The following is a 21,432-nucleotide window of genomic DNA, read 5'->3' on the forward strand; positions in this document are numbered from 1 at the left end:
CGCTCCATGCGTATGCACGAAGCGATATGGTTTGCCTACTTTCCGGTCAGAGCGTATTCGGCAGCAATGGGTGAATCAGTCGGCTTGGCCACAACGGCTTTGAATTCAGCGCTCATCGGAATATTGAGATTCACGCCCTTGGGTGGAATTGGGGCCTGGAACCATTTCGCATAAATGCGATTGATTTCCCCGGAGCGATACACGTCGGAAATCGCTGCGTCGACGACCTTTTTGAATGCGGGATCATTGAGCGGCTCGATAATCCCGAGCGGCTCGACAGAGAGTGCCTCCGAGCTCAGAACATAATCTCCCGGGCTCTTCGATGTCGCGGCGAGAGATGCCAGGATAATGTCGTCGTTGATGATGGCTTGCGCCCGATCTGTCTCAAACATCAAGAATGCTTCAGCGTGGTCGCGCGCAGTGAGAATCGTGATCCCAAGCTTTCGCTCGCCATTGAGCGTCGCCAGTTGCTTGATGTTCGAGGTTCCGGAGGACGCCACCACAACCTTGCCCTTCAAATCGTCGAGCTTGCGATAGCTCGATGATTTCTTTGCCATGATCCGGCTTGACGTGACGAAAATGGTCGGAGCGAAAGTGACGGTCTTTTGTCGCTCCTCGTTGTTGGTCGCGGAATCGCAATTCAGGTCGATGGTGCCGTTGGCGATCAGCGGAATACGGGTAACTGCGGTGACCGGCAGCATCTTGATATCCAGCTTGGACAGTCCAAGTTCTCGCTGCACCGCAGTGGCGGCCTTCAGACACAGGTCGACCGCATAACCGATATAGGTCTGGTTTTCAGTCAGATAGGAGAAAGGAATCGAGGAATCGCGCACTCCTAAAGTGATTACGCCGGTTTCCTTGATCTTCTTCAGCCGTCCCGTCAGATCCTGTCCATGAGCGCTGCCAACAAGTACGCCGAGGAGAAGCGTTGCCAGTGCAAGTTTTCCGCGTTTGAGTTGTTTCATCAGAGTGCCTTATCCATTCCCGAGTTGAAAGGTGGTACCGCTCTTATTTGTCCAGCACAAGGTGTCCCCGCCTTACCCCATTGAGATTTCTCACAGCTTCAGAACGAGCAAAGCAGAAGCGCCAGCCTTGGTTGAGAGAACCCTGGAGTTTTTATGCAGATGGCGCCACAACATCAGGCGCAGGCACATGATAGCCAGCGCACTTGCGTTTGTATGATACAGTTGCACATAACTGTTTAGAACTGTATCAATGGATGACTACTACAGATATTGCAGTCTCTCTCACGAGAAATTCCAGCATTCCGCTTTCCCAGCAGCTCTCTTCCGAGATCGAGCAATTGATCGACCGCGGTGTCCTGCGAGGAGGCACCAAGCTCCCGTCGGTTCGGGTGCTGGCCGAGGCGCACAGCACCAGTACGCATACTGTGGTCGAGGCCTATTCACACCTGGTCGCACGTGGCGTCGTGCTATCGCGGCGCGGATCAGGTTTCTTTGTCGCAGAGAATTCGACTAAATCCTCGGTGTCCGAAGTCGCAAAATTGAGGGAGTCGCTTGATCCAAAGAAGCTGGGACAAGAATTGATGTCTGACGCGCCGACATCGTCGGTCCGCCTCGGAGGTGGACCGGTCGGTTCCGATTGGGTCGACTATATCGAGCTGGAGTCTGCGGTTCGCAAAATCTCGCGTGGGCTCCTTCCGAGGTTCGGCGCCTTGGGCACGACGCAAGGTTATGCCCCTCTCCGGGAAATGCTGGCAAGACAGCTTTCGCAGCGTGGTATCAAGGCTACTACGAGCAATTTGCTGCTGACCAATGGCGCGACGCAAGCGATTGACTTGCTGATCCGGCTCTTGGTCAAGCCTGGTCAAACCGTGCTCATAGATGATCCTGGCTACTTCCAGACTGTATGGGCGCTCAAGGTACGAGGAGCGCATATTGTTGGCGTTCCCAGGAATTTGGATGGACCGGACGTTGCCGCGTTCGAGAAGATTTGCACAGAACTGAAACCGAGCATCTTTTTTACGCAGAGTGCGCTACAGAACCCCACCGGCTCCATGCTCTCCTTGTCGGTTGCGCACGACCTGTTGCGCGCAGCCGAGAAGCATGGCGTAACCATCGTAGAAGATGATGTCTCGGCAGATCTGGCGCCAGAGAACTCGCCGAGATTGGCCATGCTCGACCAGTTGAATCGCGTGATCTATTTGGGAAGTTTTTCAAAAACCCTGACTCCCAGCCTCCGCGTCGGCTATTTGGCCACCAAGCGGACTGACTTCCTTGAGGAGCTGGTGACGCTGAAATTAATCAGTTGCTACGCGAGTTGTGAACCTAATGAGGCCATTGTTCATTCCCTGTTAGCCGATGGCCACTATGCACGACACGTCAGGCGGCTTGATCGCCGCCTGCAGGAAAGAGCCTCCACGGCAATAGCGCGCCTTGAGCAAGATGGCTTCCGAATTGATCAACCGTATATCGGCGGCACATTCGTATGGATGAAACAGGTAGACATTCCGGACGCCATGGCTCTGACGAACCAGGCGTCAAGAATGGGGATGCTGCTAGCACCAGGCTGCGCATTCCGCCCGAATCTTGAGCTCAGTCCCTATCTTAGATTTTCTCTTCCGCTGTGCACCGACTCAGCGCTAGACATGCTCTCGAAGGCGGTATCTGCAACCCAAAAAGAGTTACGCCGAGGTTAGAGCAGCATACAGCTGCTCTCCTATAGCCCCAGCGCTTGCAATAAGCAATATTAGAAACCAAATGGTCGCGTCCGCTATCGGCCAAAAGCGGCTGCCACCAATAAGCCCTGTCAACCAACTGCGGACGACAGGACTTTTCAGCGGAATATCTTTACTTTCTACGAAGCAGCTACTTCCGCCAACGTCAGGTAGTCAGTGTATCCCACAGCGCCGCCGCCAAACATCGTATTGCGGTCAGCCGGGTTCATCGAAGCATTCTTGACGATGCGCTCGATGAAGTCTGGATTTGCCAGAACCATCTGGCCGTACGCCTCCAAGTCGGCAGTTCCAGCCTTGATGTCGGTCCCAATTTGTTCGCGCGGTTTCCCAGGACGATTGAGAATCAAGGTCTGCTTCCAGATTGCCCGGATATCCGCCAGCAGCGCCTCATCGCCCTGGTGCATGATGTGGACATAGGACAGCTTAAGTTTGTTGAGCTCGGTGATCAGATGGCGGTACAGTGCGGGCCCCTCTTCGCCTTCATTGATACCCCACAGGGTGGTTCCAGGGGAAAGTCGGATAGCAGTGCGTTGCGGGCCAATCTCATCGGCAATAGCCGCTGCAACGTCAACAGCGAAGCGCGCGCGATTCTCGATAGTACCGCCGTATTCATCGTTACGCTGATTGGAGCTCTGAGCAAAGAACTGTTGGACCAAATACGCATTGGCACCGTGGATTTCGACACCATCGGCGCCGGCGTCGACCGCACAACGAGCAGCGCGTCGGAAATCGGCAATGGTCTGCACGATATCCTCTCGTGTCATTGCACGCGGAACAGGCGCCTTCTGCATACCGGTGGGGGTAAACATGTCGGCATACGAGCCAATAGCCGACGGAGCGACACTTTGGCGATGATGCGGGGTATTGTCCGGATGAGACAGGCGACCGACGTGCATGAGCTGAATGAAGAGCTTGCTGCCTTGCGCATGGACGGCTTCAGCGACCTTCTTCCAACCCGCGACATGCTGTTCCGTGTAGATGCCGGGCGTAGCCATGTATCCCTGGCCATCATCGGATGGCTGCGTACCTTCAGTCACAACCAAACCGACCCCAGCGCGCTGGCCATAATAGGTAGCGGCAAGTTCGCCGGGGGTGCCGTCATACTGCGCGCGGCTTCGTGTCATCGGCGCCATGACGAAACGGTTCTTCAACGTGTACGGGCCCATCTCGTACTGCTGGAAGATTTTGCTCATTGAGTTCTCCAAAATTGACTCAATAACGTCTGCAAGTGTTGGTTCAGGCCGCCATCTGCAGCAATGCCTCTGACTCTTCAATAAATCTGTTCACGTGGGATGAAGTCATTCCATCGGAGACGTGGATTGGGTTGCCCTTCTTGTCGAAGAAGATGCTGTTGAATTTTTCGAGGTCCGGTGCAAACAGGATGGAAGAAATGCGCTCGGCATACTGCGCTGGCGATTGGGTCAGGAGCCCAATCAAACTCTCCATGATTTTTGACTTCAGCGAACCTCTACCGAAGAAGTTGTCGCGAATGTTTGTCTTGATAAGGCCTGGGTTCAGGCCGAAGAAGCGCGCATTGAGATAGCGCTTAGCCGAATCGAGAACCAGAATTTCATTGCCCGCGACCGTGTTCATGTGCACGGCCATCGCGCTGTAGTTCTGCTCCGCATTCAAGTCGCCCAGCCGGCCAATCTGGCCTGTTCCTGGATAGCCCATGACGAATACCCGGGTCTTGGAGGATGTGGCACCGCGTGCACGCCCAAGAATGGGACCGACCTGACGAAGAATCGCCAAGCGGCTCAGGTAGCTCACAGCCATATCCTTTTCAATGCCTTCAGCGGTGACTTGTCGCTGTGGTGCGGCGAAGATGCCAGTCGTGAACACCAGCATGTCCAGCTCCTCGGAGGGGAGAAGCTTCGCGACACGAGCGGCCTCTTTCATCGATGCCAGGTCTGCCCTCAGGAATGTAATCCCCGGGGTATCGGCATCGCGGAAGGTTTGACCAACCACCATTACGTCTGCACCACGGCTTGCCATGTATCGGCTCAACGCCTGCCCGATGCCGCCAGTGCCGCCGACAATCGCCACTTTCTTCCCTTTCAGCGACAGCGTTGCCGAGGCGACGTGGCTTAGTGAAATACTCGAGTTCTTCTTCATAGTCCTGTCTTTATGACGCTGTCGGACCAATAGCGGCCCCGTTGAATAGCATCTTCCATTATTTCTCTGTGTAGATAAATATAGGAAAATGGAAATAATTGATTCATAAATGGAGCAATAAGATGGAGCTGTTAAACGACATGGCGCTGTTTGTGGAAGTGGTGAAAGCGATGAGCTTCAGAGGCGCTGCGGAGGTGACAGGCGTCCCCAATTCCACGCTGTCGCGCAGAATCAGCCTTCTGGAGAAGGAGATTGGCCTGAGATTGCTCCACAGGACGACTAGGCGTATCGAGTTGACCGAGGCGGGCCAGCTCTATTACGAGCGCTGCCGAAGAATTGTCGATGAGGCCCGGCTGGCGCATGAGCAGCTAGGCGACATGGTGGCGCAACCGACGGGGGTGTTGCGCGCATCGCTACCAGTGGATTTTGCGGTCGTCTATTTGGCGCCGTTGATGTCTGAGTTCGCAGAACTCTATCCAGGTATCGACTTTGAATTCGACCTGACTCCTCGGCAGGTTGACCTGGTTAGCGAACCATACGATGTTGCAATCCGGATGGGCGAACCTACAAATCAAAATCACATAGCGAGGTTGCTGGCTGCATTGCCTGGGCAGCTTTATGCATCTCCGGGATATCTGGAAAAGGCCGGGCATCCACAACATCCCTCGGAACTGGAGCAGCATCAGTGCATTACGTTCGCACGCGGAAAGAGCTGGAGGCTTTTGCGACAGAACGAGACCGTGGACGTGCAGGTGTCGGGCAGGTTCTCTGTTAATAGTGTCGGCATGTTCCGTCGGCTAGCTACGTTAGACCGCGGCATCGTATTTCTGCCGGAGGAAGTTGTTCTGGACGACTTGGCTAGTGGTGCGCTGGTTCACATTCTTCCGGCGTGGAAAGGGCCACCCACTCCGGTATATGCACTGACCGAAACAAGGCTTCTCCCCGCGAAAACACAGAGATTCATCGAGTTTCTTCGAGAGAAGTTAGAGCATCGATAGATACCAGAGTGCTCTTATAAAATTCCTGGGTTCGCGACTTTTCTAGCTTTGATGAGGAGGGACTCTCTTCCCAAAGCTGCTCTGAATCGTATGTCGGTTTTATGTAGACTGTTTTTATTCAACGGCGGCTATCGGCGAAAAGCAGAAAAAATAAAACCCTCTTATGCAGGCCTTTCCTGCCGAAACGAAGCGTAGAGTCAAGGGCAGTTTTTTATGGCATTGCCCGCCCGGGCTCCTCAGCTGTTATCGTCATCTCATCGCAAATTATTACCGTGTCCGCCTGGCGGCCACGTCGCTTCAGCGTAACCTGGACCATTTCTTCCGCTTCAGCTTCCACATGCTGTTTTGTGGTCGAGCGTCTATTTACGAAATAACAGAGCACAACCGGAACACCAACTACACCAACTATCGCGAAAAGCAAATTCAATATTTCCACAGCACCTACTCCAACCTTCTACACTTAAACTCTTTCGTCCCCATAAAAAAAGCCCCCGATAGTGTTATCGGGGGCAAGCTAAATCCCACAGGATTCAGGAGACGTGGAGAGAGTGTAGGCGAGTTATCTTCGTCTGGCCATCAGAGTATTCCTTAGCCGATTGTGCGATTTGAGGAAAGTGTGATGTTTTGGATGGCACGGCCTATTCATAGGGTTTCGCCTGATGGCTCATCTGATCAGCGCCAACTAAAGTTGAGGTTAGCTACAGAGGGAGACTGACATGGACGCCGCGACGCTGCTTGTAGAGCATTACATTCTCTTAATCAAAAACATCGCTTACCTAACGGCATATGGCGCGGAATATCTTGATCGCATGGAGCCGCTTGTTTCGCGCGCGGTGGATCATTTGTATATTGCTCGTGTTGCCGACACGTCGACTTGTAGGGAGCTTTTAAGCTCGGCCTTGCAGGATGAGCTTGGTCATCTTCATAGCCAACATCCGCAATACGCCGAGTCTCTTCGGCATGCTCTTCTTACCCTTGGTCGATAAGCAAACGCCCGCGAAATGCGGGTGTTATTCCGTCAGCCCAACTGATCACGAATCTGCGGTGAAACCCATAAAAATCAACGGGTTAGTCAATATTTTTCTCCGCAATTCAGAAAAATAGCGGCCCGCAAGGCCAATTAGGGCACGGCTCGATTTGGCATTGCGGAGCGGAATTTTCGAAGAAAAAAGCGAGGTGCGATGTCGTTTCGCCTCGTTCACAATCGGTGCAAGGCGGGGCGCGCTAGGGTTTATCCCTATATCTGCACCAGCTAGTTATCCCTAATATGCCTCACGAGTTGATATAAATTAAAGGTAGGGACTACGGTGCACATTTATAAGTTGTCCCTGTTTTTTTTCGCCGCGATGCCATTCGCGCTGCTGCCCTGGGTAGTTCTAAAAATCCACGAAGTACAAAATCACTCCAACGACGTAGTCGCGTTTGAGGCTGAATGCCTGATCGTCCGCGCCCTGACGATATCCAAATTCGATGTTCCTGGAGTAATCGTGCCCCCACGCAAATGGATTGCCACTGCCTTATTGGCCACGACTGCAAGTTTTTGCCTGCACTCCATTAATGCGGCGACTACCGCGAAAATGGCAATCTCCGCAGTTGTGGTGGTGACGTGCAAAATTTTCGTTTCCGCGGTGCGCGGAGAAAAAGGAAAAATTACGAGCGCGTGCGATAGTCCGTCGTACAGAGCGATAGAGCCTGTTGTCACTAAAGACGAGCAGCAAAAGGAAATTACAGTTTCCTATTGAAATGTCCGATGATCAGAAGTCACGAAAAGAAAAAGCCCGCGGAAGCGGGCTTTTTCTTTTTGGGCGTAAGTATCAGCAGGAAAACTGAAGAACGGTTCCTTCGGGGCGATACGATAAAGAGGTGATCTTCAGATACCGGCGGGCACCAGATGATCTTTGTAACCTGACTGCTCGTACATCGAGACTCGCGCTGTCGAGACAATCCGTTGGATCAACGGCAAAGGGCCATTGCTCGGAGGGATTCAAGAACTTTCCCAGCGCGCGCATCACGATGTCGCAGCTCAATGCCCGATCTTCAACTTCGAGTTGAATTTCTCGGGTTGTTGGTTGCTCATCGCGCGTATAGGTAACCCAAAATTTGATCATTGCCGCCTCTAAGAGTTGGTTGTCCTTCGATGTCTATCAAAAGGCCCCATGCCCTCTGTATTGCAGGATAAGATTCATTTTGGGAGATGGATATAGGGGAATTCCCGGGACGCCAAGGGACCGCCCCGTTCTAGAGTTTCGTCTAATAACGTATCTGACCTAAAGGTGGGACTAGAAGTTCGCAATCGGCCACGAGCAGACGTTTGGCACGTTTGTGCTCTTTTCATTGATCTAGTCGTCGCATCTGATTGTGCAATTACATCGACGACGACAGAGCCCTTCCGTTTTGTGCCATAGGAAACAGTAACGGCTCAATTTTCCTCACAATGACATTGGCTCAGCGTGAGTAAGGCGATGCCTTTCAACAAACAAGGAACCACGGCATAAGTGATTAGAAGAACGCTGCTGCTCCCTCTTCCAGATTCATAACCGCAGGTAGCCAGTATCGGCAATATCAAGCTTGCCAACGACATCGCCAGTTTTCCCAGCATGGTGAATAATCCATAGGTGATGCCGATGATCTCCTCTTGACCAGGCATTCTCCCCACCAACAGAGGCGGCAGGGCCAGATCGGCGCCGAGTGCTACTCCGGTGATGATGCATATGACAAAGTACAGCGGCGCACTGTCCGCGTTGAGAAAGAATGCGCCCAAGAAGCCCAGAATCGACAACGCCATGGCGTAACGCCAGCTTTGTACGAGGCTGGTCTTGCGGGCAAGGAGAATCCAGAAGGGAAGCCCGCCCGCCGCTGCCAAAAAATAGCTGGCAAGGAAGGCACCGGCCATCGAAGATGCTTGCAATTGGTCTTCGATGAAAAATAGCGCGAGCGTTGCCGGTATCGCCATCGATAAGGCATTGAGAGCATATGGCCAAACAAGACGTCGCAGATGGGCATTGGAATAGAGTTGCCGAAGGATGGCATACCAAGGCTGAGCAGGCGCCTGGAGCGATATCGGTTGAGGTTGACGAATCAACATTGCAAGACAGACGATCAAGAGTGCGGCGAATGACAGGCAATATGCCGACAGGCCCTGTGTCAGTGCGGAGACTCCGTTTGCCATGAGATAAGGCGGAATCACGCTGGCCAACAGAACTCCTGCCAGGCCGGCTCCCTCACGCCAGCCCACTGCGCGCAGACCACCTCCCGGCAAGCGGGCGCCCCACGACAAATAGGCGATGCTAATCAGACTGTGCGCGCCATATGCCATGATCAGCATCAAGGCCAGCCAGCACAGGACTAGCACTGGTCCAGCGCCATCCTGCGATAGAGAAGGCGGTTTCCACAGACCTGCAAACGCGCACGCGAGAATGATGCCGGCCGCGATCATCCATTTCTTCTGTTCCGCTCGCCGACGGTCCAGCCAGTACCCCAGAAGCGGATCCTGCATCATATCGAGCAGTCTGGCCGAAAACAGTATCCATCCCAACGGAGCAAGCGCCACGCCGACATGGTTCGCATAGTAAGCGGGCATTTGCACGAACAGAGGCAGCGCGGCCATGGCGAGAGGAGCACCGAGCAGACCATAGGAGATATCGCGCAACAAAGAGGACTCGCTGCCTGAGCTCAAGGAGACTCTCCTCTCAATCGCTTGCGCAAGGCTTCATCACGTGTCGCCTTATCAAGCCAAATGCCAAAAAAGGCGTTGGCGAGTTCAATGTCATTGATTTTTGCAAGCAGGCGCCGCTGGTTATGGAGTTCCATTCCTTGCATGGGGAGATAGACGCCAATGAGTTCGTCACCGGCGGCGACGTCGACAAACGCATCATTAAGCTCTGTTCTCCAGCGTTCCAGCACATCGGCTGCGATCAGACCTTTCCCGATACGGGCCATTTCGTCGATACTGGTACTCACCAAGCGCTCTTTGCCTATGCCGACGTGGTAGTGCAGTTGCAAGGCAAAGGTACGCGTGGCATCGAAAGGACGTTGCGCCGACCACAATGTTGCGCGATAGATGCGCAAGCCAAACCATGTCATCTCGCCGCTGCCCAACGCCTGTGCCTCAGGCAGCGCTTCGCGCCATGTCTCGGCGCTTCGGCACACCAGGGGATGCAGCAGCGCGAGCACCATGATGCCGGCTGCGACAGCTGCAGGTCGGCTCGGGGTACGCGATGACTTTGTCAGGGATGCACGCCACATGGTCTGACGCCTTATCTTGTTATCGAATCCTGCAGTATGCGAACTGGAAGCTGACTTCAGCGATGCAACGTGCCGTGGCCGGTCAGCCGATCGGCCATGGCGAGCAAGTCGTCAAAGCCGCTGGGCTTGATCAGAATCTCATCAAAGAGGCCGATGTCATCCACGTGATGCGGAGGCGATCCGGTCAATAGTCCCACCGGAATATCGAGGTAGGCTGCGTTTTTCCGGAGCCTCCTGGCAAGTTCGAGTCCGTTCATCATTGGCATGCGCAAATCCGTGATGATCGCGTCGGGTATGCCTTCCGCCAGGCGGGCCAGGGCCAGATCACCATGAGCAGCTTCCACGATCCGAAAGCCGGCACTCTTCAGGCACAATACATTGACCTCTCTGGCATCTGCGTCGTCGTCGACGAGCAAAATGGTCTTGCCGTTCTCCATGTTCACAACTCAAAAATAATGGTTATTCGGCGGGGTCGCAAAGCGGGAGCGCAACCATGCGACCGCGCGTCCCAGCAGCGGCAGCTTTTGCCACAACTCTTCGGCCGCATCCCAATAGTCGCGATGCTCGATGACGCGTCCATCGGCATCGAGACGAAAATGTGTCGCCCCCAGGACCGTGTATGGCTTTCCTTTGAGCGTGAATTCAAAACGCCATGTGGCAAACGCCTGGGAATCACGCTGCATTCGCTCCAGAATGACGAATCGTGGCGCCTCGGTCGTATCGAACATGTGCTCGAAGACGTTGCGAATTGCACCGATGCCCTGGACGTCATTGAACGGATCCTTGAACCGCGCTTCGGGCGCATAGAACTCGTCAATCCGCGCCAAACTTTGGCGGTCGATGGTGGCATACCATGCCAGCAGTTGATCGATCGCATCCATGCTTACCCTCGCAAAAACTGCTGGAACAGCATGCAACGCCAGCGGAACGGTAAAAGCCGCAGTATCTTCAACCATAGCGTGAAGCGCAGCGGAAAATGTATCTCGAAGCGACCGGCGATGATTCCCCGCCAGATTTTCCTGGCTGCTTGTTGAGGCGTCTGGATTGAGGGCATGTTGAAGTCGTTCTTGTCGGTGAGGGCAGTCCTTACAAATCCCGGATTGACCAAGTACACGTTCAAGCCTTGCGGTCGCAAATCACTGTAAAGAATTTCAGCCAGGTTGATCAGCGCCGCTTTACCGGGGCCATAGACGGTCGCACCGGGGAGGCCCACGTAGCCCGCCACGCTGGCCACCAGAGCGATACCGCCGCTTCCCCGCTCCAGCATAGCGGGAAGCGTTGCGGCCAGTGCTGAATAGACGCTGGCGAAATTGGTGCGGACGGTATGTTCGGCTTCGTCTTCCTGCACTTCCCAGCTTCGCTCGGGCCGATACTTGGCTACGCAAAAGACCAGCAAATCTACGCCGCCCAGCGTCTGGACAATACGGGCGTGCTGGTCATGCCAGGACTCCCGGGAGAGCACGTCCAATGGGGCGATGAAAGCTTGTGGATGATGGGCCGCCACCTCCTCAAGTGCGTCTCGCCGGCGTGCCGAGAGGGCCACATGGGCGCCGGCAGCTAAAGCCTGGCGCGCCAGTTCCGCACCAATGCCGCTTGAGGCGCCGATCAACCACACCCGCAAGCCTCGCAAGTCCTGCAAGGGACGGTTCATGGGGCCAAACAGCAAGGTACGGAGCATCTCCTTTGAGTGCCCCCCGGCCGGTCGCTTGCCCTGCCTGGATTTCCACTGGGCAGGCGCGCTCACTTTTCTTCCTTGCGGAAGAACAGCGTGACCTGGCCCACTTCCACGCCGAACTTGCGCATGCTGGTGCGATTGATCACGGTGCGCTCGTCCAGTTGGTACATCCAGTCATCCATCTGCACCTCGTATTGTTTTTCCTTGACCGGTAACAGCAGCGTGTAATTCCAATGGAAGGCGCTGCCGGCACTCTCGCCTACGGCTTGGCCGATGACATCGCCAGCGCGCCCACGCCAACTTCCGTCCGGCTGTCGTTCCAATGTCCAGATTCGGGCCTGGGTTTCGCCATCGTCGTAACGGAAGCGTTCATCCAGCGTCAGGGTCTCGCCCTCGACCGTGCCAGTGACCACGACATGGAAGCGTCGTGCCACCTCGCCACCACGCTTTTGAAACATGCCCCAAGCTTCAGTACGTCCCTTGAAGAATGCAGCGGGGTCAAATACGGGCTTCAATCCGGCATAGTCGCCGATCTGTTGACCGGCGCAACCACCGAGCATGGCAGCGAGAGCAAGCAGACAGGTCCAGCGAGACAACCGGGCGCGCGAATGCAATATGAGGGCGTTCATCAGAATCACTCCTTTTGCAGCAGGAACTGCACGACGTCCGTCTGACCTTCATCAAAACCGACTTCGCAAAAGACGTAATAGAGATGCCACAGGCGACGGAACCGCTCGTCGAAGCCCAGCGCGGTGACAGCCTCACGCTTGGCCTGGAAGGTCTCGTTCCAGCGACGCAGGGTCTCCGCGTAATCTCGTCCAAAATGGAAGCGATCGTGCGTGGCCAGCCCGGCACGCTGCGCGATACGGCTGAAACGTTCGTGGCTAGGAAGCATGCCGCCGGGAAAGATAAATTCACGGATGAAGTCAGCGCTGTCCCGATAGCGCTCAAATACGGCTTCATCGATGGTGATAGACTGGATCAGCGCCTTGCCTCCTGACTTCAGACGAGCAGCGACGGTGTCAAAGTAGGTCTGCCAGAAATGCTCACCCACGGCTTCGAACATTTCGATGGAAACGATGGCGTCATAGTGGCCAGTGAGATCGCGATAGTCGCGCAGCTCCAGTTGGACCAGATGATCCAGCTGCTGGTTAAGCATGCGCTCACGGGCGAAGCCCAATTGCTCCGTCGAGATCGTGACCCCATGCACATGAATGCCTTGCCTTGCCGCGTGTTCGGCGAAACCTCCCCAGCCGCAGCCAATCTCCAGCACCCGATCTCCAGGTCGCAATCCGAGTTGTTCGATGATGCGTTCGTACTTGGCGGCCTGCGCCGCGACCAGGCTTTGGTCTGCAGCACTAAAAATCGCGCTGGAGTAGGTCATCGTCTCGTCCAGCCACAAACGATAGAAGTCGTTGCCCAGGTCATAATGTGCATGGATATTGCGGCGACTGCCGCTGCGCGTATTAGAGCGCAGCAAGTGACGCAAGCGATACCACCAGGATGCCAGCGTCCCGCCCTCGACTGCGCTGGATAAGGCTTTGCGGTTACGCAATGCGAGCCGTAGAAGGGCTGCCAGGTCGGTCGTCTCCACCCAGCCATTGCCGTAGGCTTCCCCAAAGCCGATGTCGCCGGCACGCAGAATGGCGCCGCAGGCGCGCCAGTCCAAGATGCGTAGCTGCGCGCTGGGCGGCTGACGCAAGTCACCAAAGGTCAAGGTCGTGCCGTGCGGCGTGATCAGCTCCAGATGGCCGTGATCCAAGCGCTCCAGCATGGCCAGGAACAGGCGGGCCGATAGAGGTCCGGTGCGCCGAACTGCATTCGACAATGCGGGATTGTGGTTCACGGTAGGGTTTCCTTTCCAGAAGAAGAATCGGCAACAAGCTGGCGTTCCGGCTTGCTGAACCAGGGCACGCGCTTGCGCCACAGCAGCAGTGCTTGCCAATGAATCCGGGCTACCACTCCCAACGTCAACAACGGCTGCGCGCACAAGGCAGCCAAAGTGGATGCGGCCGTCAAGGGAAGCAGGCGACCGCCAATCGAGGTGCGCAGCAGCGGCTGCAGATCCTGGTCGGATCCGCTGGAATGACCCTGGTCGAAGTAATCGATCCCCACGAAGGCGGTATGGCCGCTGTCGCGGAATCGAAAACGGTAGAAGCCGCGTACCGTGCAGAATGGGGAGACATGCATCAGCTTGTCGCATGCCAGCCGTGTATGTTCGCCGATGGCGCCGTGATCGGCTGCCCGCAGCAGGTAATGCTGGGTCTGCCCGAAGGTGTTATTGACCTCCGCCAGTACTGCGCGCAGGTCGCCGCGGCGGTCATGGCAAAGGAAAAAACTGACCGGATTGAAAACAAAGCCGAACAGCCTGGGAAAAGTCTGCAGCCAGATGGCACCGTCATCGGGCAAACCTGCTTGTCGTAGGCGTGTGCGAACCCAAGCTGCGGGATTGCTGCCATCGCGTGGGCCATAGTCGCGCAGATGGATATTCATTGGACGGCGACTGTCCACGCCGAACCAGGCATTGCCCGCATCGGACGTGCGGTCCAGGTCCAGACGCACGCAAAACACCGGGTAGACGAAGCGATGCCGCGCCGGTCGCAGGCGCAGATGCATTACCTGACCGTGCAACAGCCTTGCTGCCGGTTGCGGCGCCGATAGGAGGTCGACCTTCATAGCGATGCCCATGCCGGCATGACGTCAAAATCGCGCGCCACCCGCAACGCCGACTTCAAACCGTCCTCATGGAAGCCATAGCCGGTCCAGGCGCCGGCGAACCAGGCGCGGTGGCGCCCCTGAATACGGGGCAGGCGGCGCTGGGCATCAATGGCCGGCTGGTCGAAGACCGGATGCTCGTAATCGAATCGACCCATCACCGTGTCGGCAGCAGGGGCCTGCGGTGGATTGAGCGTGAGGATCACTTCGCTGCGGCACGGCAGGTCTTGCAGCCGGTTGAGCCAATAGCTTACGCAGACCGCGCGACTGCCGTCGTCGTGGCGCGAACCCAGATAGTTCCAGGCAGACCACACTTTGCCGCGACGCGGCATCAGGCCGACGTCGCTGTGCAGCCACGCCGCATTGGCCTGATAGCGTACGGCGGCCAGCACTTCATGCTCCTCAATGGTCGCGTCCTGCAACAGCGCCAGTGTTTGCGGCGCATGCGTGGCGAAGACCACGGCGTCAAACACCTCTTCTCGAACATTTCCGCCTTCGCTGCGCACGACTACGCCGCTGTCGGTGCGGCTCACACTCGCCAGCCGGCAGCCCGTGCGCACATCGGTTAACGTTGCCGCGATGCGGCGGACATACTCCCGCGAACCTCCGCGTACCGTCCGCCAACGCGGACGATTGTTGACTTGCAACAAGCCATGGTTGATGCAAAACCGCAGGAAAGTAGCTGCCGGGAAATCGAGGATATCTGCAGGCGAACTGGACCAGATCGCTGCCGCCATGGGGAGCAGGTATGCGTCGCGGAACGTCTGACCATAGCCGCCTTGGGCCAACAGGCCGCGCAAAGTAAGCGGGCGGCTCTCGCAAAGGGCGAAGTTGGCGTGAGCTGCCCGGTTAAAGCGCAGGATGTCCCGCAGCATGCCCACAAATGCAGGCGACAGTAGCCGCTTTCGCTGGGCAAACACGGTATCGAGGTTGGTACCCGCCCACTCGAACGCGCCCTCATCCATCGATACCGCAAAGGACATGTCAGTAGCGTAGGTGTCGACCTTGAGCTCGTTAAACAAGGCGAGCAGGTTGGGATACGTCCTGTCGTTCAGTACCAGAAAGCCGGTGTCGACTGCGAAGGGTATGCCTTCCGGGGCGATATCCACGGTATTGGCATGGCCGCCCAGTGTGGTTGCTGCTTCATAGAGCACAACCTGATGCTGGCGCCCCAAGAGGTAAGCGCTGGCCAGGCCGGCAATGCCAGCACCAATGACGGCGATACGTTGTCCGTTTGAAATCATGAAGACCTGCCCGTCCTTTTATTGTTGGTCAGCGTTGGGTCGTCGGAAAAACCTCGCTCAAATCGCACAAAAGAGGACCTTTTGCCTTGGCGAACCTCTTTACGATCCTTTTTTGAATGCTCAGACGCCGCTGTGGTGCTAAGATTACTACCGATGGAAAATAAAATCTACCAATTAGTAACTTAAGCTACCAATGAGTATTTTCGGCAAACTCAGCTTCAAGGACCAGGCTTTCAAGCTGCGTGAAAACGCGATCCTGGATGCGGCCACAACGGTGTTGGGAAGCAAAGGCTATGACCTGATGACAATGGATGACGTCGCCGGCGCCGTCGGCATCTCCAAGCCCAGCTTGTACAAGCATTTCAAGTCAAAGGAAGAGTTGGTGGGTGAGACGATGGTTCGTCTCATCGACGGAGCCATTGATCAACTGGCGCAGCTGGACGACATCGCCAGCCCGCGGGGGAAACTCGAAGCAATGCTGGAATGGGCGCTACGGGTACGCCTGGAAGGCGGCTTGCCGTTCCTGCCCTCCACCAGCGCGCCGGTAAGAGACATGTTGATGCGCAATGTAAAGTACGTCATGCGCGTACTGAAGCTCAACGGGCAGCTGGAAAAATTGGTCAAAGGGGCGCAAAAAGCAGGAGAGCTCAATGCGGCTTTGCCAAGCGATGTGGTGCTGTACAGCTATTACGCACGTACTTGCGACCCGGCGGTGGACTACCTGCAGAAATTCAGCAAGATGGGCAACGAGGATATCGTGCGGTACATGCTGCAGGTCGCTTTTGATGGTTTTGCGAAGGACGGCTGCTCAAGCTGAATAAAGGCCGGGGAGTCACGTTGCATTGTGCAAAGCCAGCACGGCTCATCAACGCTCTGCTTGCAGCGAAAGTCCAACGTGGGGCCCAGTCGACGGGAAAGTTGGAATGGCGAAATCAAGCTAAGGAATTGCCTGAAGTTCTAACATGGCCTGTCAGGTTTTTCACTAAAGCCATGCCGATACCTCCTCTTTAAGATGAAATCATCTTAAGGAGTTCACCATGTTCAGCACTTTCCTGATGGCCTATGTTCTCTTCACGCTTGTCGCCGTATGCCTGATAACTGTCGGCATCTATCTCTTTGCCGAAGCAAAATGGAATAAACACCCGATGGCGTCGTGCACGTATCGCCGCGCTGCCAGCTTCGTCTCGTCGTACTAAGCCAATCTTCGCTCCGGCGTCGGAGCTGAATATCGCAAAAAAGCCCGCTTCTGCGGGCTTTTTTGATTTCAGTCGATCAAGCTGCGTGAGTACAATCACAAATCCTCGCACATCTGATTCAGCAATAGATTTCCAATGATTGCCCCTCTAGCAGATAACTGATGTTTGATAGACTCAAATAGTTGCAAGCGGCTTTTATCCGATGAAGACGTATTGCTCGTTCTGTGATATCCGCATCGTCGGATAGCGGAATCGTCGCCACCACGAATGGCCATGATTCGGAGGGCTTTAGCCGAGAGCCAAGGGCACAAAGAACATCGTCGCAGCTGATGACTTCACCTGGGATTTCAAAATGCAGTTGCTCGCTGTTGACGTCCCCGTCGATCTGATAGGTCACTCTGAATTTCGCCACGTTCCACTCTCCGAAATAATTGCCGGAGGATTCTCACGTGGAATTGTGATGCATGTTTAACTGAACTGATGCCCCAATGGTTTACTACTGCGCTACCTCAAGCCTGGTGCCCCAGAAGATAGAGGCCCATGTGAAGTACTTCCCTGGATTTTGGGATGTGTTGCTTCCCTTGACGCCAATTGGTATCTCAACGCATCAACTAATAGCGTTTGAGACTCGATCGTGTTGCAACCAAGCCCACGTAGTGATGACAACCCATTCTTGACGGCGAAATTCAAGAGCACGAGTATGTCCTCTTCATCGTCGGTATGCTCGCCAATACTCCTCACGATGTGAGCATGCCTATAAGCCATGTTGTATTTATCAGGAATCATTTTCATCCGTCCTTTTTTCTTGCAGCTTAAAAAGGGGGATGTCATTTCGCCATCAGGAAATTCCTGAGTACTACACTCAGCAGCGCCAAATTGGCAAAAAAAAAGCCCTCAACGCAATGCGGAGGGCAAGAGTCCAATTTCGAGGAAATTGGAGGAGATGTGTTCAATATATTGCAATGCAGCACGTCTTGCAAGGTCTGCTACCGGCCAGGAGCGGCCGTTCCTATTTCGCTGCGCGCCTAGAAAAAGCCATGATCGAATTTGAAATGATGCGTCAACTGTTTTGCAGCGAATATGATGGCTTAAGAGAAGAAGTTGTGGCCGCTGCCGATGACTGGATTGGTGCTAAGGGGGAATTCATCCCGCACCTACCGTCCCATGGCCCGCAGCCATGCCAACAAACTGGCCTGAGGACCATCGGAAGGCAGCTGCCTAGCCGACAGCAGGCAATAGCGCGAACCATCCTCGACAAACCCCAGCGGCGCCACCAGCACGCCGCTTTCCAAGTCATCCCGCACCAGCTGCCACGGCCCTATCGCCACGCCCAATCCCGCCACCGCCGCCTGCAGGCTGAAATAGAAGTGCTCGAGGACTTTCCCCTTCGCATCAAAAGGAGAATACCCCGCTGCCAATGCCCATTGCTGCCACGCACGAGGCCGGGTATGGGTGTGAAGACACGGCGCACCGGCCTTGAGTGGCGCGCCGCCCTTCCTCGCAGAGAACCACGCGGCCTTGTCAGGGCGGCACACCGGCCCCACTCGCTCAGGAAACAGAGGCTCGACATGGTAGCTGTCCGGCCAGGGGAAGTCGTCACGGCGGATCGCCAAGTCGATGCCATCGGCAAAGGAAAATTGCCCGCCACCGGCCACCAGATGCACATCGATATCCTGGTGTTGATGCTGGAAGTTCGGCCAGCGGGGAATCAGCCAGCGCATTAACAGCGTCGGCTCGCACGACAGCACCCAGCGGCGCTCCTGGCGCGCACTGGCACGCAATTCCCCGACCGCATGGCGCATCAACTCCATGCCGCTGGACACGGCCTGGACCAGGGTGCGGCCCTGCTCGGTCAGGAACACGCGCCGGCTGCGCCGCTCGAACAGGGCCACGCCCAACTCATCCTCCAGCAGGCGCACCGCGCGGCTGATGGCCCCATGCGTGAGATGCAACTCAACAGCGGCCCGGCTGAAATTCTCGTATCTTGCCGCCGCCTCGAAGCAGCGCAGGGCCAACAGCGACGGCAGGCGCGCATCGTCTTTCTGTGAGCCAGACTCACTATCTTTGTCAGAAAACATCGTTATTCCCGAAGGCATCTTCCCACTAAGATCATGCCCAATATCGACCTTGAACTGAAATCATGACGACCGAAATGATAGCTGTATTCACCATCACCTTGCTGGCCGTCATCAGTCCCGGGCCAGACTTTGCGATGGTCACGCGCAACAGCCTGATGCTGTCGCGCCGCGCGGGTGTATTGACGGCCATGGGCATAGCCCTGGGCGTGCTGATCCACGTCAGCTACACGCTGGTCGGCGTGGGCCTGCTGATCCAGCGCTCCCTGTGGCTGCTCAACGCCATCAAGCTCGCCGGAGCGGTCTACCTGGTTTATCTCGGGGTGAAGATGCTCAGGGTCAAACCCCATGCGGGGACAGCCGCTGTTGCTGCAATGCCGCTGTCGCAGATGGCGGCATTGCGCACGGGTTTCCTGACCAATGTGTTGAATCCCAAGACCACCGTCTTCATCGTCAGCCTGTTCTTGCAGGTGGTTCAGCCATCCACGCCTTTGGCCACCCAGATCGGCTACGGGATCTTCATTTCTGCAGCGCACCTGGCCTGGTTCGGCCTGGTGGCGCTTTTCTTCTCGGCAGATAGTGTGCGCCACCGTTTGCTGGCAGTTCGCCATTGGATCGACCGGGCCTTCGGTGGCTTGCTGGTAGGATTCGGGCTCTTGCTGGCGACGTCGCGGTAAGCTCAGGAAATCACGCAAATCCTTGTATTGGACATCCCATGTATTGCTCGACCTTCACCTTCGCCAAAGGCGAATACGATGATCAATTCTTTTCCCTGGACAATGCCATTTCGCAGGTTGCAAAGTCTATCGATGGCTATGCCGGCGAAGAAGCCTGGAGCAATACTGAAGATGGCCTGCTGTCCAACACCTACTACTGGCACACGATGGAGGCGCTACAGCAGCTGATCTCGCACCCTCTGCACATACAAGCCAAGCAGCAGCAAGCAAAGTGGCTGCGCGGCTACCAGGTCGTCATCAGCAAGGTACTGGGCACCTATGGCAGTACAGGAATGCAACACCCCCTGGCTGGTCACGCGATGCCCCTGGATGCCGCAATCGGGCGCTGATGGAAGCTTCCGGCAGCGCACACAAGCCACCGCCAGGAAGATAAATCGATGCTTGCAGCATGCGCGGCATGCTAAATTAGCGGCCACTTAATGCGTCGCCCCGAAGCGCCACCTCGACCAAGCGCGTTCTCCCCATCCTCAAGCCATCGCTCGACCACCGAACGGCCGCCTATGCGGCCCGACTGTGTTGCGACGACGCGCCACCCTATGTGCTGCAGCTGAGCGCGCTGCTGGAGAGCCCGCAACTGGATGAAGCCATGCGCACCGATAGCAGCTGTCCAATAGTGTTACGCCGCTTTCTTTGCTTGAGTGCTCTCAAACAGTGATCTGAGCATTTAGTCCTCTCGGATCCAAGAATAAAGAGTCGTTTCGAAGCTATCCGTATTAAGGGGCCGTAACATGTTGCGAATGGCTGCAACCGGCCAGAAGCAGTCATCGACTCCGCCAGGAAATTGCCCACAACGCGCGGGCAATTTCCTCAAGTGCACCTATGCAATTCCGGTGCTCATTAGGATTTCAGCATATCGCGTACGGCATCGCGATAGTTGCGCAGCGGGCGTCCCAGCATCGTCTCCAGAACTTCCACCGCACCCGCTTGCGCATGCATGCCGATTGCCTGGATACGTTCCATCATGAGACGCATGTCATAAGCCATCCAATCAGGACCGTACGTTGCCAGCTGACGTTCGAAGCCGTCCAGGTCATCGCCGCCGTAGCCGATCTCGCGCTGGAGCGCCTCGCTCCAAATTGCGGCGACTGCCGGCCCGGTCAGACTTTCCGGGCCCACCAGATCCAGTGTGCGACGTGGCAGCGCGTGCCCAGCACGATGACGCGCCAACAGCTCGGCGGTCGCAATGTCGGCGATGTCACGTACATCGATCATGCCCACGCCGGCTTCGCCGATTGGCATCGGGTAAATGCCATAGCCTTCGACCACGGACTTGATGTCCGCGTCGTTCTGCATGAAATAGGCCGGGCGCAGGATGGTCGCAGGCACATCCATGCTCTCGATCATTCGTTCCACCGTGTGCTTACCGGTGAAGTGGGGGACGTTGGTATAGCGGTCGGCGTGGATGACCGACAGATAAACGATACGTTCGATTCTCGCTTCCTTGGCCAGGTTCAGTGTCATCAGTGCTTGCGTCACCTCGTCAGGCGTCACCGCGTTGAGCAAGAACAGCGTACGCACCGACGACAACGCCGAGCGCATGGTTTGCGGACTGCTCATATCGCCCACGACTTCAGTTACCCCGGCGGGCAAGACGGCCTTTCCGGGAGTGCGGACCAGGGCCTTGAGTTCGACGTCGGCCGACGCCAGACGCTGCAGGATCAGGGAGCCAATGGTGCCCGAGGCACCGGTAATCAGGATGCTCATGTTGTAGTTCCTTTGTGAAAGTATGTGAAA

General features: G+C 56.0%; 24 protein-coding genes. 7 read left to right on the forward strand and 17 right to left on the reverse strand.

Going from position 1 to position 21,432, the window contains the following annotated elements; translation table 11 throughout:
• Nucleotides 1-35: 35 nt before the first annotated feature.
• Entirely contained in the window at nucleotides 36-965 is a 930-nt protein-coding gene (locus CEJ42_RS16335; protein WP_088751813.1) for an amino acid ABC transporter substrate-binding protein, read from the reverse strand.
• 254 nt (nucleotides 966-1,219) lie between these two features.
• Here CEJ42_RS16335 and CEJ42_RS16340 point away from each other — a divergent pair, with 254 nt between their 5' ends.
• A complete protein-coding gene (locus CEJ42_RS16340; protein WP_088751814.1) occupies nucleotides 1,220-2,659 on the forward strand; it encodes an aminotransferase-like domain-containing protein in 1,440 nt (479 codons plus the stop codon).
• 158 nt (nucleotides 2,660-2,817) lie between these two features.
• Here CEJ42_RS16340 and CEJ42_RS16345 read toward each other — a convergent pair whose 3' ends face one another.
• Nucleotides 2,818-3,891 carry an alkene reductase gene (locus tag CEJ42_RS16345; RefSeq protein ID WP_088751815.1) on the reverse strand — a complete coding sequence of 358 codons (1,074 nt, stop codon included), beginning with the start codon at nucleotides 3,889-3,891 and terminating at the stop codon, nucleotides 2,818-2,820.
• Between the two features lie 43 nt (nucleotides 3,892-3,934).
• Nucleotides 3,935-4,813, reverse strand: a complete 879-nt coding sequence (locus tag CEJ42_RS16350) for an SDR family NAD(P)-dependent oxidoreductase (protein WP_088751816.1) — start codon at nucleotides 4,811-4,813, stop codon at nucleotides 3,935-3,937.
• A gap of 122 nt (nucleotides 4,814-4,935) precedes the next feature.
• On the opposite strand from CEJ42_RS16350, the gene CEJ42_RS16355 reads away from it, so the two are divergent.
• The 3 genes from CEJ42_RS16355 (at nucleotide 4,936) to CEJ42_RS24675 (ending at nucleotide 7,553) form a co-directional block, all read left to right on the forward strand.
• Entirely contained in the window at nucleotides 4,936-5,811 is an 876-nt protein-coding gene (locus CEJ42_RS16355) for a LysR family transcriptional regulator (RefSeq protein WP_088751817.1), read from the forward strand.
• A 716-nt stretch (nucleotides 5,812-6,527) separates the two neighbouring features.
• The gene (locus CEJ42_RS16360; RefSeq protein WP_088751818.1) at nucleotides 6,528-6,797 is read left to right on the forward strand and encodes a hypothetical protein; all 270 of its coding nucleotides are present in this window, start codon (nucleotides 6,528-6,530) and stop codon (nucleotides 6,795-6,797) included.
• Nucleotides 6,798-7,118: 321 nt separating this feature from the next.
• On the forward strand, nucleotides 7,119-7,553 hold the full coding sequence (locus CEJ42_RS24675) for a hypothetical protein (protein ID WP_129587759.1): 435 nt from the start codon (nucleotides 7,119-7,121) through the stop codon (nucleotides 7,551-7,553).
• Nucleotides 7,554-7,625: 72 nt separating this feature from the next.
• Here CEJ42_RS24675 and CEJ42_RS24680 read toward each other — a convergent pair whose 3' ends face one another.
• The 10 genes from CEJ42_RS24680 to CEJ42_RS16405 all read right to left on the reverse strand — a co-directional run bounded on the left by CEJ42_RS24680 (nucleotide 7,626) and on the right by CEJ42_RS16405 (nucleotide 15,690).
• Nucleotides 7,626-7,919 carry a hypothetical protein gene (locus tag CEJ42_RS24680; RefSeq protein ID WP_129587760.1) on the reverse strand — a complete coding sequence of 98 codons (294 nt, stop codon included), beginning with the start codon at nucleotides 7,917-7,919 and terminating at the stop codon, nucleotides 7,626-7,628.
• Between the two features lie 311 nt (nucleotides 7,920-8,230).
• Nucleotides 8,231-9,487, reverse strand: coding sequence for an MFS transporter (locus tag CEJ42_RS16365; protein WP_243397878.1), 1,257 nt, complete (start codon nucleotides 9,485-9,487; stop codon nucleotides 8,231-8,233).
• Nucleotides 9,484-9,987 carry a chalcone isomerase family protein gene (locus tag CEJ42_RS16370; RefSeq protein ID WP_243397879.1) on the reverse strand — a complete coding sequence of 168 codons (504 nt, stop codon included), beginning with the start codon at nucleotides 9,985-9,987 and terminating at the stop codon, nucleotides 9,484-9,486. Before CEJ42_RS16370 ends, CEJ42_RS16365 begins: the two co-directional genes overlap by 4 nt.
• A 125-nt stretch (nucleotides 9,988-10,112) precedes the next feature.
• The gene (locus tag CEJ42_RS16375; RefSeq protein ID WP_088751820.1) at nucleotides 10,113-10,493 is read right to left on the reverse strand and encodes a response regulator; all 381 of its coding nucleotides are present in this window, start codon (nucleotides 10,491-10,493) and stop codon (nucleotides 10,113-10,115) included.
• Between the two features lie 9 nt (nucleotides 10,494-10,502).
• A complete protein-coding gene (locus tag CEJ42_RS16380; protein WP_088751821.1) occupies nucleotides 10,503-10,937 on the reverse strand; it encodes a nuclear transport factor 2 family protein in 435 nt (144 codons plus the stop codon).
• 2 nt (nucleotides 10,938-10,939) lie between these two features.
• Nucleotides 10,940-11,707: an SDR family NAD(P)-dependent oxidoreductase gene (locus CEJ42_RS16385; protein ID WP_207760450.1), complete on the reverse strand. Its 768-nt coding sequence runs from the start codon at nucleotides 11,705-11,707 to the stop codon at nucleotides 10,940-10,942.
• A gap of 89 nt (nucleotides 11,708-11,796) precedes the next feature.
• A complete protein-coding gene (locus tag CEJ42_RS16390) occupies nucleotides 11,797-12,360 on the reverse strand; it encodes a DUF3833 domain-containing protein (RefSeq protein WP_088751881.1) in 564 nt (187 codons plus the stop codon).
• Nucleotides 12,361-12,365: 5 nt separating this feature from the next.
• A complete protein-coding gene (locus tag CEJ42_RS16395) occupies nucleotides 12,366-13,577 on the reverse strand; it encodes an SAM-dependent methyltransferase (RefSeq protein WP_088751822.1) in 1,212 nt (403 codons plus the stop codon).
• Nucleotides 13,574-14,407, reverse strand: a complete 834-nt coding sequence (locus CEJ42_RS16400; RefSeq protein ID WP_088751823.1) for a DUF1365 domain-containing protein — start codon at nucleotides 14,405-14,407, stop codon at nucleotides 13,574-13,576. Before CEJ42_RS16400 ends, CEJ42_RS16395 begins: the two co-directional genes overlap by 4 nt.
• Nucleotides 14,404-15,690: an NAD(P)/FAD-dependent oxidoreductase gene (locus CEJ42_RS16405; protein WP_088751824.1), complete on the reverse strand. Its 1,287-nt coding sequence runs from the start codon at nucleotides 15,688-15,690 to the stop codon at nucleotides 14,404-14,406. The genes CEJ42_RS16400 and CEJ42_RS16405 overlap by 4 nt, the downstream gene beginning before the upstream one ends.
• Before the next feature lie 193 nt (nucleotides 15,691-15,883).
• On the opposite strand from CEJ42_RS16405, the gene CEJ42_RS16410 reads away from it, so the two are divergent.
• A complete protein-coding gene (locus CEJ42_RS16410) occupies nucleotides 15,884-16,507 on the forward strand; it encodes a TetR/AcrR family transcriptional regulator (protein WP_088751825.1) in 624 nt (207 codons plus the stop codon).
• 190 nt (nucleotides 16,508-16,697) lie between these two features.
• Here the strand turns inward: CEJ42_RS16410 and CEJ42_RS25065 are convergent, their stop codons facing one another.
• From CEJ42_RS25065 to CEJ42_RS16415, 3 genes are all read right to left on the reverse strand, one after another.
• Entirely contained in the window at nucleotides 16,698-16,985 is a 288-nt protein-coding gene (locus CEJ42_RS25065; protein ID WP_158522624.1) for a hypothetical protein, read from the reverse strand.
• 19 nt (nucleotides 16,986-17,004) lie between these two features.
• Entirely contained in the window at nucleotides 17,005-17,298 is a 294-nt protein-coding gene (locus CEJ42_RS24685) for a hypothetical protein (protein ID WP_129587761.1), read from the reverse strand.
• Between the two features lie 742 nt (nucleotides 17,299-18,040).
• On the reverse strand, nucleotides 18,041-18,964 hold the full coding sequence (locus tag CEJ42_RS16415; protein ID WP_088751826.1) for a LysR family transcriptional regulator: 924 nt from the start codon (nucleotides 18,962-18,964) through the stop codon (nucleotides 18,041-18,043).
• Nucleotides 18,965-19,026: 62 nt separating this feature from the next.
• On the opposite strand from CEJ42_RS16415, the gene CEJ42_RS16420 reads away from it, so the two are divergent.
• Both CEJ42_RS16420 and CEJ42_RS16425 read left to right on the forward strand, forming a co-directional pair.
• Nucleotides 19,027-19,638 (forward strand): LysE family transporter, encoded by a 612-nt coding sequence (locus CEJ42_RS16420; protein ID WP_088751827.1) that lies wholly within the window; start codon nucleotides 19,027-19,029, stop codon nucleotides 19,636-19,638.
• Between the two features lie 38 nt (nucleotides 19,639-19,676).
• Nucleotides 19,677-20,027: an antibiotic biosynthesis monooxygenase family protein gene (locus CEJ42_RS16425; protein WP_088751828.1), complete on the forward strand. Its 351-nt coding sequence runs from the start codon at nucleotides 19,677-19,679 to the stop codon at nucleotides 20,025-20,027.
• A gap of 508 nt (nucleotides 20,028-20,535) precedes the next feature.
• Here the strand turns inward: CEJ42_RS16425 and CEJ42_RS16430 are convergent.
• Nucleotides 20,536-21,402 carry an SDR family oxidoreductase gene (locus CEJ42_RS16430; RefSeq protein WP_088751829.1) on the reverse strand — a complete coding sequence of 289 codons (867 nt, stop codon included), beginning with the start codon at nucleotides 21,400-21,402 and terminating at the stop codon, nucleotides 20,536-20,538.
• Nucleotides 21,403-21,432 lie beyond the last annotated feature (30 nt).

It is taken from the genome of Herbaspirillum robiniae, from assembly GCF_002213415.1.
In the GTDB taxonomy this organism is placed as follows: Bacteria; Pseudomonadota; Gammaproteobacteria; order Burkholderiales; family Burkholderiaceae_D; genus Herbaspirillum; species Herbaspirillum robiniae.

Bases quoted from the DNA above. Each gene is read 5' to 3' on its own strand.
- CEJ42_RS24680 (WP_129587760.1), bottom strand. From the start codon at position 7,919: ATGATCAAATTTTGGGTTACCTATACGCGCGATGAGCAACCAACAACC.
- CEJ42_RS16430 (WP_088751829.1), bottom strand. From the start codon at position 21,402: ATGAGCATCCTGATTACCGGTGCCTCGGGCACCATTGGCTCCCTGATC.
- CEJ42_RS16390 (WP_088751881.1), bottom strand. From the start codon at position 12,360: ATGAACGCCCTCATATTGCATTCGCGCGCCCGGTTGTCTCGCTGGACC.
- CEJ42_RS16340 (WP_088751814.1), top strand. From the start codon at position 1,220: ATGACTACTACAGATATTGCAGTCTCTCTCACGAGAAATTCCAGCATT.
- CEJ42_RS16375 (WP_088751820.1), bottom strand. From the start codon at position 10,493: ATGGAGAACGGCAAGACCATTTTGCTCGTCGACGACGACGCAGATGCC.
- CEJ42_RS16385 (WP_207760450.1), bottom strand. From the start codon at position 11,707: ATGAACCGTCCCTTGCAGGACTTGCGAGGCTTGCGGGTGTGGTTGATC.
- CEJ42_RS16350 (WP_088751816.1), bottom strand. From the start codon at position 4,813: ATGAAGAAGAACTCGAGTATTTCACTAAGCCACGTCGCCTCGGCAACG.
- CEJ42_RS16360 (WP_088751818.1), top strand. From the start codon at position 6,528: ATGGACGCCGCGACGCTGCTTGTAGAGCATTACATTCTCTTAATCAAA.
- CEJ42_RS16370 (WP_243397879.1), bottom strand. From the start codon at position 9,987: ATGGTGCTCGCGCTGCTGCATCCCCTGGTGTGCCGAAGCGCCGAGACA.
- CEJ42_RS16410 (WP_088751825.1), top strand. From the start codon at position 15,884: ATGAGTATTTTCGGCAAACTCAGCTTCAAGGACCAGGCTTTCAAGCTG.
- CEJ42_RS16335 (WP_088751813.1), bottom strand. From the start codon at position 965: ATGAAACAACTCAAACGCGGAAAACTTGCACTGGCAACGCTTCTCCTC.
- CEJ42_RS16400 (WP_088751823.1), bottom strand. From the start codon at position 14,407: ATGAAGGTCGACCTCCTATCGGCGCCGCAACCGGCAGCAAGGCTGTTG.
- CEJ42_RS16380 (WP_088751821.1), bottom strand. From the start codon at position 10,937: ATGGATGCGATCGATCAACTGCTGGCATGGTATGCCACCATCGACCGC.
- CEJ42_RS16345 (WP_088751815.1), bottom strand. From the start codon at position 3,891: ATGAGCAAAATCTTCCAGCAGTACGAGATGGGCCCGTACACGTTGAAG.
- CEJ42_RS16415 (WP_088751826.1), bottom strand. From the start codon at position 18,964: ATGTTTTCTGACAAAGATAGTGAGTCTGGCTCACAGAAAGACGATGCG.
- CEJ42_RS16425 (WP_088751828.1), top strand. From the start codon at position 19,677: ATGTATTGCTCGACCTTCACCTTCGCCAAAGGCGAATACGATGATCAA.
- CEJ42_RS16405 (WP_088751824.1), bottom strand. From the start codon at position 15,690: ATGATTTCAAACGGACAACGTATCGCCGTCATTGGTGCTGGCATTGCC.
- CEJ42_RS16420 (WP_088751827.1), top strand. From the start codon at position 19,027: ATGACGACCGAAATGATAGCTGTATTCACCATCACCTTGCTGGCCGTC.
- CEJ42_RS16355 (WP_088751817.1), top strand. From the start codon at position 4,936: ATGGAGCTGTTAAACGACATGGCGCTGTTTGTGGAAGTGGTGAAAGCG.